This window comes from Brevibacillus sp. (assembly GCF_003521185.1).
GTDB classification, from domain to species: Bacteria; Bacillota; Bacilli; order Brevibacillales; family Brevibacillaceae; genus Brevibacillus; species Brevibacillus parabrevis.
In genome coordinates this window covers 67,334-80,619 of the sequence record NZ_DOTK01000005.1, presented here as the reverse complement: position 1 = coordinate 80,619, position 13,286 = coordinate 67,334, and the positions used below count along the sequence as shown (strand labels likewise).

Annotated in this window: 15 protein-coding genes and 1 riboswitch; of the genes, 11 read left to right on the top strand and 4 right to left on the bottom strand. The window is 53.4% G+C overall.

From position 1 onward, the window contains the following. Positions 1-115: 115 nt before the first annotated feature. A complete protein-coding gene (locus DEP07_RS01130) occupies positions 116-1,048 on the top strand; it encodes a manganese-dependent inorganic pyrophosphatase (protein WP_122964901.1) in 933 nt (310 codons plus the stop codon). Positions 1,049-1,106: 58 nt separating this feature from the next. On the opposite strand, the gene DEP07_RS01125 is transcribed toward DEP07_RS01130, so the two are convergent. Next, positions 1,107-1,277, bottom strand: coding sequence for a hypothetical protein (locus tag DEP07_RS01125; RefSeq protein WP_173599317.1), 171 nt, complete (start codon positions 1,275-1,277; stop codon positions 1,107-1,109). Positions 1,278-1,397: 120 nt separating this feature from the next. Between DEP07_RS01125 and DEP07_RS01120 the strand changes: the two genes are divergently transcribed. From DEP07_RS01120 to DEP07_RS01075, 10 genes are all read left to right on the top strand, one after another. Beyond that, positions 1,398-2,156, top strand: coding sequence for a MerR family transcriptional regulator (locus DEP07_RS01120; protein ID WP_173599316.1), 759 nt, complete (start codon positions 1,398-1,400; stop codon positions 2,154-2,156). Positions 2,157-2,301: 145 nt separating this feature from the next. Next, positions 2,302-2,859, top strand: coding sequence for a helix-turn-helix domain-containing protein (locus DEP07_RS01115; protein WP_287101980.1), 558 nt, complete (start codon positions 2,302-2,304; stop codon positions 2,857-2,859). Positions 2,860-2,918: 59 nt separating this feature from the next. Further along, positions 2,919-3,404 carry a YbaK/EbsC family protein gene (locus DEP07_RS01110; RefSeq protein ID WP_281868058.1) on the top strand — a complete coding sequence of 162 codons (486 nt, stop codon included), beginning with the start codon at positions 2,919-2,921 and terminating at the stop codon, positions 3,402-3,404. A 98-nt stretch (positions 3,405-3,502) separates the two neighbouring features. Next, positions 3,503-4,450, top strand: a complete 948-nt coding sequence (locus DEP07_RS01105; RefSeq protein ID WP_122964905.1) for an MBL fold metallo-hydrolase — start codon at positions 3,503-3,505, stop codon at positions 4,448-4,450. Positions 4,451-4,585: 135 nt separating this feature from the next. Further along, a riboswitch (cobalamin riboswitch) is annotated at positions 4,586-4,727 on the top strand. A gap of 148 nt (positions 4,728-4,875) precedes the next feature. Continuing rightward, the gene (locus DEP07_RS01100) at positions 4,876-5,859 is read left to right on the top strand and encodes an ABC transporter substrate-binding protein (protein ID WP_173596990.1); all 984 of its coding nucleotides are present in this window, start codon (positions 4,876-4,878) and stop codon (positions 5,857-5,859) included. A 1-nt stretch (position 5,860) separates the two neighbouring features. Next, the gene (locus tag DEP07_RS01095) at positions 5,861-6,898 is read left to right on the top strand and encodes a FecCD family ABC transporter permease (RefSeq protein ID WP_063229754.1); all 1,038 of its coding nucleotides are present in this window, start codon (positions 5,861-5,863) and stop codon (positions 6,896-6,898) included. A 5-nt stretch (positions 6,899-6,903) separates the two neighbouring features. After that, positions 6,904-7,680 carry an ABC transporter ATP-binding protein gene (locus DEP07_RS01090; protein ID WP_173596991.1) on the top strand — a complete coding sequence of 259 codons (777 nt, stop codon included), beginning with the start codon at positions 6,904-6,906 and terminating at the stop codon, positions 7,678-7,680. Between the two features lie 12 nt (positions 7,681-7,692). Continuing rightward, the gene (cobU, locus tag DEP07_RS01085) at positions 7,693-8,259 is read left to right on the top strand and encodes a bifunctional adenosylcobinamide kinase/adenosylcobinamide-phosphate guanylyltransferase (protein ID WP_122964908.1); all 567 of its coding nucleotides are present in this window, start codon (positions 7,693-7,695) and stop codon (positions 8,257-8,259) included. A gap of 276 nt (positions 8,260-8,535) precedes the next feature. Continuing rightward, positions 8,536-9,192 (top strand): YitT family protein, encoded by a 657-nt coding sequence (locus DEP07_RS01080; protein ID WP_122964909.1) that lies wholly within the window; start codon positions 8,536-8,538, stop codon positions 9,190-9,192. 164 nt (positions 9,193-9,356) lie between these two features. Further along, positions 9,357-9,833 carry a hypothetical protein gene (locus DEP07_RS01075; protein WP_122964910.1) on the top strand — a complete coding sequence of 159 codons (477 nt, stop codon included), beginning with the start codon at positions 9,357-9,359 and terminating at the stop codon, positions 9,831-9,833. On the opposite strand, the gene DEP07_RS01070 is transcribed toward DEP07_RS01075, so the two are convergent. The 3 genes from DEP07_RS01070 to DEP07_RS01060 form a co-directional block, all read right to left on the bottom strand. Continuing rightward, positions 9,818-10,939, bottom strand: coding sequence for an N-acetylmuramoyl-L-alanine amidase (locus DEP07_RS01070; protein ID WP_122964911.1), 1,122 nt, complete (start codon positions 10,937-10,939; stop codon positions 9,818-9,820). The two genes, DEP07_RS01075 and DEP07_RS01070, sit on opposite strands and share 16 nt — an antisense overlap. A gap of 102 nt (positions 10,940-11,041) precedes the next feature. Next, the gene (locus tag DEP07_RS01065; protein ID WP_122964912.1) at positions 11,042-11,848 is read right to left on the bottom strand and encodes a WYL domain-containing protein; all 807 of its coding nucleotides are present in this window, start codon (positions 11,846-11,848) and stop codon (positions 11,042-11,044) included. Further along, entirely contained in the window at positions 11,835-13,142 is a 1,308-nt protein-coding gene (locus DEP07_RS01060; protein WP_122964913.1) for a helix-turn-helix transcriptional regulator, read from the bottom strand. Before DEP07_RS01060 ends, DEP07_RS01065 begins: the two co-directional genes overlap by 14 nt. Between the last annotated feature and the right edge of the window lie 144 nt (positions 13,143-13,286).

Here is a 13,286-nt window from a genome sequence, read left to right as displayed (position 1 = left end):
GCCGGAAGCCGATCTTTGTTTGCAAACAAAGGTCGGCTTCTGGAATTTTCCTTGGGAATATCCGCTATTCCATGGTATAATTTTGACGCCAATATACGACTAAGGAGTATGGATGATGGAAAAAAAGCTAATCTTCGGTCATAAAAATCCAGATACGGATTCCATTTGCTCGGCGCTCGTTTACGCTGATCTGAAAACCAAGCTCGGCGACAATGTAGAGCCGGTTCGCCTCGGTGTCATCAGCAGCGAGACAGCGTTCGTCTTGAACTACTTCCAGGTAAAAGAGCCGCGTCTCGTGGAAACAGTAGGAAATGAAGTCAACGAAGTCATTCTCGTCGACCACAATGAACGTCAACAAAGCGCAAACGACATCGAGCAGGTGCAAGTAGTCGAGGTAATTGACCATCATCGCATTGCGAACTTCGAAACGAGCAACCCGCTGTACTTCCGTGCAGAGCCTGTCGGTTGCACGACTACGATTTTGAAAAAAATGTACAAGGAAAACGGCGTGGACATCCCGAAAGAAATCGCGGGCCTGATGCTATCTGCGATCATTTCCGACACGTTGCTGCTGAAATCCCCTACCTGCACCGCGCAAGATGTTGCGGCAGCTCACGAACTGGCTGAGATCGCAGGCGTGGACTTGCAAGCATACGGCCTGGAAATGCTGAAAGCAGGCGCTGACCTGAGCGACAAAACAATCGCTCAACTGCTCTCTTTGGATGCAAAAGAATTTCAAATGGGCAGCGCGAAAGTGGAAATCGCCCAAGTAAACGCCGTGGACGTCAACGATGTACTGGCCCGCCAAAGCGAGCTGGAAGCAGCGATCTCCGCGATCATTGCGGAAAAAGGTCTGGACCTGTTCGTCTTCGTGGTGACAGACATCTTGAACAACGATTCCGTTGCGCTGGCGCTCGGCAAAGCAACCGAGGCAGTAGAAAAAGCGTACAACGTTACGCTCGCAGACAACAAAGCGGTTCTCAAAGGCGTTGTATCCCGCAAGAAGCAAATCGTTCCTGTACTGACAGATACGTTTCAAGCTCTGTAATTGTTAGAAAAAAGCAAGCTGCCCGGACACATTGGTCTGGGCAGCTTTTTTCATGCATTCAAAACGGATTGTTGTTGTGCTGTTGCAAATGATGCATCGTCTGGTGAGCATAGGCGTCGTCGCTGTAGTGGTGGACGGCGTGCTTGTCTCTGGCCCGCAAGCTGACAGACCCTGTAAAAAAGAAGGCCGCGATGAAGGTGGCTGCTACTGCGATGAGAAAATAGAGCAAAAGACATTCCCCCTTTTCACAATGGCTTGCTTTTACAATAACATTATTTTCCTGCTGCTACTACTGTTGACTTTGCCGGTGCGTAAATGTGTACGATGAATTTGTCAGGAGGGATACACGATGGAATATACCGTGCAAAAGCTGGGTCTCCTGGCAGGTGTCAGCACCCGGACATTGCGTTACTACGATGAGATTGGCCTTCTCAAGCCGGCGAGAATCAATTCATCCGGGTATCGTATTTACGGGCAGGCAGAAGTGGATCGGTTGCAGCAAATTTTGTTTTACCGCGAGCTTGGTGTCAGCCTGGAGGAGATCAAGGAAATCATGAGTTCTCCCACCTTTGATGCGGAGCGGGCACTGCGGGAGCACCGGGAGAAGCTGTTGGAAAAACGGGCGCAGCTGGATCGGCTGATTGCGAATGTCGATCTGACTTTGGCGCAGCGAGAGGGGACGAAAACAATGACAGACAAACAGAAATTCGAAGGCTTCAAACAGCAGTTGATTCACGACAACGAGCAGCAGTACGGCGAAGAAATCCGGGCCAAGTACGGCGACGAGCGAGTAGAGCGTGCCAATCGGAAAATCAAAGAGATGAGCGAGGAAGAGTATGCGCAAGTCGAGCAATTGAACGAAAAGCTGCACGCGACGCTGAAGCAAGCGTTTGCCAGCGGCGATCCGGGCAGCGAGCTGGCCCAGCAGGCAGCCGATTTGCATCGCCAGTGGCTCAGCTTTTACTGGGACAGCTACAGCAAGGAGGCGCACGCAGGCGTGGCTCAGATGTATGTCGATGATCCGAGATTTACGGCTTACTACGACAAGGAGCAGCCTGGCCTGGCAGCATTCCTGCGCGACGCTGTCGTCATTTACACACAAGCCTAATGACTAGCGAAAAACTTCCCCTGAACCGCGCATGCTTTTGGCGGTTCGGGGGAGTTTTTTTGTTTGGGCGCTATTTTTCTTTGTGTTTGTTATGTTATATAATTGTTCATCATCTGATACAAAATGCAAAGAGAGGAGCACTCTGGTGGAATCAATACAGACGATCATTGGAGCAAACTTGGAGACGATTCGCAAAAAGCGGGGCTTGAGCCTCGATAAAGTAGCGGAGCTGACGGGCGTAAGCAAAGGCATGCTGCACCAGATTGAGCGCGGCGATTCCCAGCCGACGGTGACGACCTTGTGGAAAATGGCAACAGGTCTGCAAGTGTCGTTCTCATCGCTGTTGAAGGCGCCGGACAGTGCCGTTTCTTTTGTGTCAATCGCAGACGTGTCGCCCATCATCGAAGACAACGGCTTGTGCCGGGCGTATTTGCAGTTTCCTTTTGATCCGATGACCAAGCTGGAAATGTTTCGCATCGAGCTTGACCCGGAGGCAAGCTACTCGTCGGCTCCACACAATGAAGGCGTCTACGAGTACATTACCGTCAGCGCGGGCGAGTTTTGCCTGAAAATCAAGGACGAGCTGTTTCGCATGTCGGAAGGAGACGGCATCCGTTTTGCCGGAAACGTTCCCCATATGTACAGCAATGAAGGCGAAAAGCAAGCCGTCATTCAGGTCGTGATGTATTACGCAGAGCCTTAGCTATAACCATACCTGTCGTTCATTTAACGAAAACGTGTAAAAGGAAAGGAGCAAAACTGATGCAGCGATTAAAAGAAAGCGCGCAGAAAGTGCAAGCGAGATTGCAACAATTGGGGTATGACAATCAGGTGGTCGAACTGCCGGACAGCACCCGCACAGCAGCGGAGGCAGCGCAAGCGATCGGATGCGAGGTCGCGCAAATTGCCAAGTCGATCATTTTTCGCCGGAAGACGACGGACAAGCCTGTTCTGGTCGTGGCAAGCGGCACAAACCGGATCGACGAAAAGCTGCTCGCGCAATGGATGCAGGAGAAGCCGGGAAAAGCAGATGCCGATTTTGTGCGCGAAAAAACCGGATTTGTCATCGGCGGTGTCTCGCCCGTCGGACATCTGGAACCGATTGAGACGTGGATTGATGAGGATTTGCTTCGCTTCGAAGTCATCTGGACGGCTGCCGGGCATCCGAACGCTGTTTTTTCGCTGACGCCAAAGCAACTGGTACAAATGACGAATGGCGAAGTAGCGCGCATCGCTTCCCGCCCGTAACCAGCCAAGAAACGGCAAAGCCCTCTCGAATCCGGGCACGATCAATGGTAAAGTGGAAATATTCACACGATATCAAGTTGGCAGGGGGAGAAAAATCGATGCAACCTACTGAACCGATTTCCTTGGGACACCGCATCCATCTGATTGACGGCTTTGACATGGGATGGGCGGAGCGGACGGGAACGTATGTAATAGCAGAGGAACAATTGACGCTTGTCGAGACAGGGCCAAGCCCGTCCGTGCCGTACATTGTGGCAGGATTGCACAAGCTCGGCTTTTCGCCGGAGCAAGTCAAATACATCATCGTGACGCACATTCATCTGGATCACGCGGGCGGGGCAGGCTTGTTTTTGCGCGAATGCCCGCAGGCCAAAATCGTGGTGCATCCAAAAGGAGCGCGCCATCTGGTGGACCCGAGCCGCTTGATTGCGGGAGCGAAAGCCGTTTACCAGGACGATTTCAACCGCCTGTTCGATCCGATTGTGGCGATTCCCGAGGAGCGAATCTTGGTGCGAAAAGACGGAGACACCTTGCCGATCGGGCCGAACTGTGTCCTTGAATTTTTGGATTCGCCCGGCCATGCGAACCATCATTTCAGCATTTACGATCCGGTTAGCCGCGGCATGTTCACAGGTGATACAGCGGGCGTTTTTTATCCGCAACTCCAAAAAGACGGATTGCATTTCGTTTTGCCGTCCACGTCTCCAAACCAGTTCGATCCGCAGGCGATGCTTGCGTCTATCGAGCGTTTTCGCAAGCGCGAACTCCAGCGTATCTACTTCGGGCATTTTGGCATGACGGAAGAAGTGGAGGACGTCTATCGGCAAGTGGCAGAGTGGCTTCCCGTATTCGTGGCAGAAGGCGAGGCGGCCGTTTCCGCCGGGCTTGGCACGGAGCAATTGGGGGACAGGCTGTTCGCTCTTGTCAGCCAGCATCTGCAAGCGCGCGGCATTGCCGAGCAGCATGAAGTGATGAACGTCCTGCGACTGGATTTGCAGGTGTGCGCGATGGGAATTATCGATTACTTGCACAAGCGCAAGCAGTAATTTTCGTCGGTTAGGCAAAAGGCTGCTGCAGGTTGACGGGCAGCCTGGACCTGCGTTTTGCTGCAAAATGACGCATTCTTTTTTTGGCCAAGGAATGCTATGATGGTGGGTGAGTCTTAGCTTGCAGGTACAAACAACTGAATACAGCAAGCAGGTGCCTCGTCTGTCATGGACGAGGTGAAAAGGGAAGCCGGTGCAAATCCGGCGCGGTCCCGCCACTGTAAAGCGGCTGTCGCAAGCCGCAAGCCAGGAGACCTGCCTGTTTGCATGATGTGCCTGCGCCTTCGCGGAAAGGTTCGGCCCGTTCAGGACTTTTTGGCGTGACCAGATCGTCCTGGCAAGTCGACCCTTTTGTTTCCCGCTGGAAGCGAAGGGGTTTTTCTATGCTAAGAATCAACCAGTTGCCCAGAAAGGAAGTTATACATATGAAACGTTCGTGGAAACTGCTCATGCCCCTGGTCATTGCTGCAAGCTTGGTCGGCTGCACAGGCAATGGCAACACGCAAACAGCCCCTGCTCCAAAGACAGAGGCGCCACAGACAACACCACAGGAAACAACGGCCAAAGCCACTGTCTACCCGCTGACGGTCAAAGATTCGACGGGAAAAGAAGTGACCTTGCAAAAAGAGCCGCAGCGGATTGTCTCCACCTCTCCAGGTGAAACGGAGATTTTGTTCGCACTCGGCCTGAACGACCGGATCGTCGGGGTGTCCGACTACGACGATTATCCGGCAGAAGCTGCCACGAAGCCGAAAGTGGGCGGTGTCGTCAAGCCGAGCGAAGAGGCGATTCTCGCCCAGTCGCCTGATCTGGTCATCGGCGGAATCTCGATGGATGAGCCTGTCGCTGCGAAGCTGAAAACGTTAGGCATGCCTGTTTACGTGACTCACCCGCAAAAAATGGATGAGATATTTGACAACATTTTGGCGATGGGTGTCATTACAAACAGACAGGAGCAGGCGGAAAAAGTAGTCGCAAGCATGAAGCAGGACATCGCGCGCGTGCAGGAAGCGGTCAAAGCGGTGAAGCCGGAAGACAAGAAAAAAGTGTACCTGGAGTTTTCGCCGGGCTGGACGGTGGGCAAAGGGGAATTTCTGGATGAGCTGATCTCACTGGCAGGCGCGACAAACATTGCCGCTGATACCCAAGGGTGGAACCCGATCAGCGAAGAAAAGATTTTAAAAAGCGATCCTGACGTCATTTTGTATGCAAAAGGCATTACGGACGACAAGACAGGGAAAAAGCTGGAGGACATCATTGCGAACCGCAACGGCTGGGACAAGATGAAGGCGATCCGCGACAAGCAGATTTTCGGGATGGAGCAAAATTTGCTTTCGCGCCCGGGACCGCGGATTACCCAAGGTTTGATCGAGGTAGCCAAAGCGATTTACCCTGATCTGGTGAAATAAAATGAAGAAGCAGTTGCTTTTATGGGGAGGAGCCAGCAGTCTGATCCTGCTGGCATCGGCGGTAGTCAGCATTTCGATGGGAGCGGCATCGCTTCCGCTTTCGCAAGTATGGCTGATCTTGTTGCATCAGCTCCCCGGCATGTCGGACTTGGTTGCCGTGACATGGCCGGATTCGTCCGAGCAAATCGTGATGAAAGTGCGTTTTCCCCGCGTCATCCTGGCGATCCTGGTAGGGGCTTGCCTGTCGCTTGCGGGCGCCGGATTTCAAGGGGTGCTGCGCAATCCGCTCGCAGACCCGTTTACGATGGGAGTGGCATCCGGAGCTGCTGTCGGTGCCGCTTTTCTGATCCTGTTTGGCTTGCAATTCGCTTTTCTCGGGGAATGGAGCACGCCTGTGGTCGCCTTTTTGACGGGGCTGTGCAGTCTGTGGATTGTACTGTCGCTGGCGAAGACGCAGGGCAAGCTGCAAACAGAGACGCTCATTTTATCCGGGGTCGTCATTCAGGCGTTTCTCGGTTCGCTCGTCTCTTTTATGGTGTCCTTGTCGAACCAGACGGTGAACGAAATCGTCTTTTGGCTGATGGGCAGCTTGTCGTTTCGCGGCTGGGCTTTTACGTATGTGCTGATTCCGTATGTGCTGATCGGCGTAATCGTGCTGGTTGGCTATGCCCGCTCCTTGAACCTGTTTGCCCTGGGTGAGCGTCAGGCGGCGCATCTGGGCGTCAATGTCGACAAGACGAAGCTCATTATTTTGCTCGTATCGACTTTGTTGACGGCGGCAGCGGTTTCGATCTCAGGGATCATCGGCTTCGTTGGCCTCGTCGTACCGCATCTGGTGCGGATGCTGGTCGGGCCGGATCATCGCATCCTGCTGCCGATGTCGGCGATTGGCGGCGGCATCTACGTCCTGTGGGCGGATACGCTGGCGCGGATGCTGCTCGTTCCTACGGAAATCCCGCTCGGCGTCGTGACCGCGTTTTTGGGAGCGCCGTTTTTCGCCTATTTGTTGAAGCAAAACAAACGAACCGGAAGGAGGTAGCTACGATGATCCACGTACGAGGTTTGCAAAAAGCTTACCAGGATGTATCGGTTTTAACAGAAATCGATTTTGACGTGAAGCGGGGCGAGTTTTTCGGCATCATCGGTCCGAATGGCAGCGGCAAATCGACGCTGCTGAAAATGATCTCCAGCGTCATTGCCCCTGATGCGGGAGAGATTACGCTCGCTGACAAGCCGCTTGCCCGCTATACGCGCAAAGAGCTGGCTCGTGTTCTCGCCGTACTGGAACAGGAAGGGCTGCCTCCTGTCGGTTTCCGTGTCCGCGAAGTGCTGGAGATGGGACGCTTCCCTTATCAAAACTGGCTCGGTGAGGAAAAGGATGACGTCACGCCGCTGATCGAGGAAATCATGCAGCTGCTGGGGCTTGTGCCGCTGGCGGAGCGCACGCTGGATCAGCTGAGCGGCGGGGAGAAGCAGCGCGTGGCTTTGGGCAAGGCGCTCGTGCAAAAACCGCAACTGCTGCTGCTGGACGAACCGACTACGTACCTCGATATCGGTTACCAGATTCAACTGATGGATATTGTCCGCAAGTGGCAAAAGACGACGCAAGTGACCGTCGTGGCAGTTCTGCACGACTTGAATCTGGCGTCGCTCTACTGCGACCGCATCCTGATGCTGCACAAAGGAGTGCAGATTGGGGTAGGAACGCCGCAAGACATGCTGCAAACGGACAAGATTGAAGCGGTGTACGGGACAAGACCGATCGTCATGGAGCACCCTGTCCATCATTTGCCGCAAATCATGCTGCAATCCCGGGCGTAAGGAGACGTTGGAATGATCGTACTTGTGACAGGCGGTGCGCGCAGCGGCAAGAGCACGTTTGCGGAAACATATGCGGCTCATCTGGGAAAAGCAGGCGTCTATATCGCCACCGCGCAAGCTTTTGACGAGGAGATGCGCGAGCGGATCGCAAGGCATCGCGCGCGAAGACAGCAAAGCGGCTTTCTGTGGGAGACAGTCGAGGAGCCTTATGCACTCGCTGACGTGATTCGCTCGTTGCAGCAGCGAGACGAGTTCAAGCAAAATCAGGCAGTCGTGCTGGTTGATTGCCTGATCGTCTGGCTGTCCAACTGGCTGATCCGCCACGAACAGGAGCAGGCAGTGGAACGCACGCTTGCACAGGTAGATGAGCTGATTGCAGCGCTGCAACATTTTCCCGGAACGATTTTGTTCGTTACGAATGAAGTCGGAGACGGACTGGTTCCGGAATATCCGCTGGGACGCATGTTCCGCGATTTGGCGGGCCTGATGAACCAGCGCATGGCGGCGGCAGCCGATCAGGTTTTCCTGCTCACGGCAGGCATTCCGCTGGAGATCAAAAGCAAGGCGTTTCGCTTTTAAGCAGGGGAAAAGACGGTTCGAGTCGTCTTTTTCCCTTTTTTATGCTATAATATAAGAAAAGCAATGGAAGGGATCAGGATACCATGCGTCCCCATAGGACGATCTGGAAACGTTTTGACCTCTCCTACATCTAGCTTCGTAGTAGTCGATCGTCACTTGGACGACCAATCTACTACGAAAGCGAGGCCCTTTGTATGAGTAGCGACTTATACTTGCGATGTTCCTCCGTAGTCGGTTGGTCGTCTGTGCCAAAACCGACAAAAATGCGAGGAATCGATGATGAGGAGAGCGCTGCAATTTGTTCAACGTTACGGTATGATTTTGTTTGGAGCTTGTTTGCTGGCATTTGCGTATTATCACATTAACTTTCAGAACCATTTGTCTGAAGGTGGCTTTGTTGGTTTGGGCCTGTTGGCCAAATACGTCTTTGACCTGTCGCCAGCGTTAATGGTGCTGCTGTTGGATATCCCGCTGTTTTTGGTTGCCTGGTTAGTGAGAGGGCGACAATTCATCTGGGATACGATTTTTGCCTCTTTGGCTTTTACCGGGTTTTACGAGCTGTTTGAGCAGTATTCCCCGATTGTCATGGACATGAGCAGAATGATGCCCCTGGCTTCTGTACTGTCAGGCGTATTGACCGGACTCGGCACGGGACTGGTTTTGCGCTACGGAGCAGCGACGGGCGGCGACGACATTTTGTCCCTGTTGCTCAGCAAGTATACGGGATTGTCCATCGGTACGATTTTCTTGTTGCTGGACGTGATGGTTTTGTGCCTGTCGTTCTGGTATGTGCCGATGAAAGAGATGCTGTACACCATTTTAGCTGTAGTCATTTCCAGCCAAGTGATTACCTGGACGGTCAAATCCGGAACAGGAATCGCCGTAGAGGAAGAGGCGCACGCTCATGGCAACGTCTCTGTGACGCACCAATGAAAATGAGTAATCCAGTTGAAAAACATGCCTATACACATGCGCGAAAAAGGCCAAGTCGGGTTAGCTGTCGACTTGGCCTTTTGCCATTTCTACGTACATAACTATATGGCGAAGTAGTGGATACTAACCCTTACGAGAGTTTTGACGGAAAGGACGGGGGAGCAATGAGCGATCGTTTTTTTGGCAACTACAAAGCGTTCGTGGTCATCCCGGCAAAAGAAAAGGGAGCGGGGCCAAAAGCGTTTGATCCAAGCGATTACAGCCGCCATTTCATCCTGACGTTTTCCTTGTACGATTCGCTGATTACGTGCTGGAAGGAAGCCGGGAAGTTCAAGGTTCAGCCGCGGCAAGGCTTGGCTCGTGTCATCGATGCGTTTAACCTCAAGCACGACGGAACGGCTTACTTGCAAATGCTGGAGATGGAGGACGACCAGCCGTATTTTGTGCTGGCGTTATCTTGCAAGTCGGCCGCCGATCACGAGCAAGCAGCGATTAACCGGATTACGCAGCTGCTGGAAAAAGATTTCGCCACGGATCTGTTGATCGGGGAAACGTGGTACCAGCTGATCGGCGCCAAAGGCAAATTCGAGCGGAAGCTGTTCTCCTACAACATACAGCCTTATGCTCAACCTCCGAAGTAGTCGGCGAGTCCATCCGCGATGGCTTGCGCGGCTTTTTCCTGGTACGAGGACGTGCGAACGAGCGCTTCGTCTTTTGGATTCGATAAAAAGCCCAGCTCCACGAGCACGGACGGCCTGTCGTTTTCCCGCAGGACGTGGTAGTCGCCGTAGGAGATGCCGTTGCTTTTCAAGCCTATGCCGCTTGCCAGGCGCGATTCGATGCTGCGGGCGAGGTCGTAGTCTTTGTTTTGCGCATAAAAAAAGGTCAAGGTGCCGCTGTTTGGCTTGGTCGAAGAATTGTAGTGGATGCTGACGAAGGCGTCTGCTCCCCGCGCCTCGCTGATCGCCACCCGCTGCGAGAGCGAAGGCTTTTCCGCATCGCTCGTCCGCGTCAAAATGACCTGCGCCCCGCGCTGCCGCAACTTGCTCGCCAACAGCGCCGTAGTTTTCTGGTTCAGCGTCTTCTCTTCGGTGTTCCACTTCGTTCCGAGCGTTCCTACATCGCTTCCGCCGTGCCCCGGATCAAGCACGATGACTTTGCCCCGCAGTCCGCCTGACTTGTTGCTCTTGCTAGTGGCTGGACTGCTTTTTCCTTCCTGGATGTAACTCGACGATACCCAGCCTGTTTTGCCATCGGCGGTTCTGGCCTGGAGCCAGTCTGCTTGCCTGTTGACGATCTCTACCTGCGTGCCTGCGGACAGCACGTGCAAAATGTCATGCGTAAGTCCGGGACCTTTGCGCATGCGCAGCGCATCGGCTGTCACGAAGCCTGTTTTTTTGCTGCCAGCAGCTGATGGGGCTTGCACGGATGTGCCTGAGCTTTTCGCAGGGGAGGAGGCGGTGCCAGCCGCGCCTTTTTGCAAGTAATAGCCGGCAACCCAGCCGCTCGTGCCCTGGTAGTTGATTTTCACCCAGCCATGCGATTCGTCCGAGATGGTCACGGATGTACCGTACTTCAGCGTCGCAACGACGGACGACTGCAAAGCTGGTTCGCTGCGGACGTTCAGGGAGGTCGCAACGACTTTGGCTTGCGCTTGCGCTGCTTGTGCCGGCTCCGTGAAAGCGGCCACAGCGAAACATACGGTCAGCGCGCCGAGCAGGAACGCTGTTTTGCTTGTTCGTTTCATGATGTCTACCTCTGGTCATCGATTGTCAGTTGCTCTTTGGACAATGATAAAGGGAAAAGCAGCCTGCCAGTAGGGCATTTTTTCCTGATTTTGCTTAGGAAATTAGTGGAGGGGAGGAACGTATCGCGCCAAAGCGTTCGCGGCTGACTCAGCCATGCGCTTTTTCAGCTGATCGTTCTCGACCACTTTGACCCGCAAGCCGAGAAAGCGCAGCCGGGACAAAATAAATTCTTGCTCGTCCTGCAAAAAGCGCAAGGTGATCGTGTATTCATGTGTGTCCGGGTCGTAGGCGACGTCTTTGTCAAAGCAGGAAAAGGCGTACAAGATGCGTTGCAGCTCGTTATTGTAGCGGCGCACGACCAAGATTTTCGCCGATTTTTTGCGCGCCGCCAGTTTTCCGGCAATGACAGGCAAAAAGCTGTCGTACCACTCGTCCTCGATGTAGATTTCCTTGATGGACTGGATGAGCGAGAGTGGCGTGGTAAGCAGTTGATTGGAATCGACTGTCAACCAGATCAGATACCAGTCTTTTTTGACCAGGGAATACTCCAGCTTGTACGGGACGCCGCGCTGCTTGCGGAAAGCCGGGCCTTTTCGGGTAGCGCTATGAACCAAAATGTGATTTTTGCCGAGAATGATGCGGCGCAGCTTGCGGATGAGCGGATGCCAGACTTGCTTGGTGGACGCGCCCGCTTTTTCCACAAACGATGCTTGATCGGCCGATCGTTCGTGCGTGGCGGTCAGTTGCTGGAGCTTTTGCAAAGTATCGGCTGCAAAAAAGTGGGCGGCGGCCGGGTGGGCAAGCATCATGGCAAGCCACGCTTTCTCGTGCGACGTCACCGGATACAGGCCCGCTTCGTCCAGCCGCGCAACAAGCTGGTAGTTGTGTATTTTATCAAACAGATTCATAGTAAGCGAGCAGCTCCTCCCATTCTTTTTGAAACTGCCTGCGCAAAAAAGCTGGTGCAAGCACTTCGCAACTGGAACCGAAGCTGCGAATCCAGGGCGTGATCTCCTGCGTGCCGTTGACTGTGATCTCGTACACGAAGTTGTCCCTGGTTTCTTCCGTGATGCTGCCCCACTGACCTTGCGCCTCGACTCTTTCCTTGATGAAAGAATGCGGCGTGTGCTTGGGGTGGAAGAAGCGCAGCCTGATCGTCACGGGATCTCCTGTGTCGATGAGCCAACTCGTCTGGATTTGCTTGTCTACGCGCTCCCGCATGCGGGCAAAAGCGTCAGGATGGGCTTGTTTGCCGAGAGCGAGCTGGGTCATTCCTTCCACGCGGTATTTTTTCAGCGGGCCATTTTCGCTTTCCTGCGCGAGCAAATACCAGCGCCCGTACTGATGGTCAAAAATGACCCGCAACGGGTACACGTTTTGCGGCTTTCCTGACGAATCGCGCTGGAAGGCCGGATTCGTATTTTGCGAATCGTAAAATTTGCTGCGCTTGGGCGTGAAATAGCAAAATTCAACCATTTGCTGCTTGGTGATCGCAGCGGCGAGAATCAGCGCCTGCTGCTCGTCAAGAATGCGGGAAACGAAGTGATATTTGAACAAAAAGGCTTGCCAATCCTCGCGTTGCAGGCGTCTGTCCAGGAAGCGTTGTGTCTTGTGGCGCAAAAAGTAGCCGGGCACAGCAGGCAGTTGCGTGTTTGCCATGATGTCGATGAAGTCGTGCAAGTCCAATAGCTCGTCTTCTGTCAGGCAGTTCCACAGGTCTTGCGCGAAGGAATAGACGAACGGACGGGCTTCCCCGCTTTTTTGGATGACGCCGAGTTCTTCCAAGTATTTCAAATCTTGCCGCAATGTTTTTTCATCCGGAACTTCGCCAGTTGGCGTGGAGAGAAAACAATCCAGCAGCTCTTTTGTAGAGCACGGCTGTTGGCTGAGTTGCTCCAAGAGGCGGGAAAGCCGCTCCACTTCCGACTCTTTCAACGATTTGGCGTGATAGAGAAACATCAGGAAATTGTCGGTGACAGCGAAGTGGTTGTAGCGCAACTGTGTGTAGTAACCTTTCTTCTCCTCATCCGTCACGTACTGGTAGATCGTGGACTGGATTTCCTTGAGCTTTTTCACCGTTTTATCCAGCGTGTGTACGGAGATGCCCAGTCTTTGCGCCAACTGTTGCCGATTGTAGGCGCCTGCGGTCAAAAACATCAGCCTGAGCAGCTGCATTTCTTTGTCAAAGCCTTCTCTAGCCATTTACATTCATCCTTATCCGTGCCATTTTTTCCAAATTAGTCCTCATATTACGAAAGAGCAAGAGCCAAAGTCAAGTCGTAATACTTTTGCCATGTTCATCCATGCAAAAATGAGCGAAGATAACGACAGAGAGAAGGAAGGGCA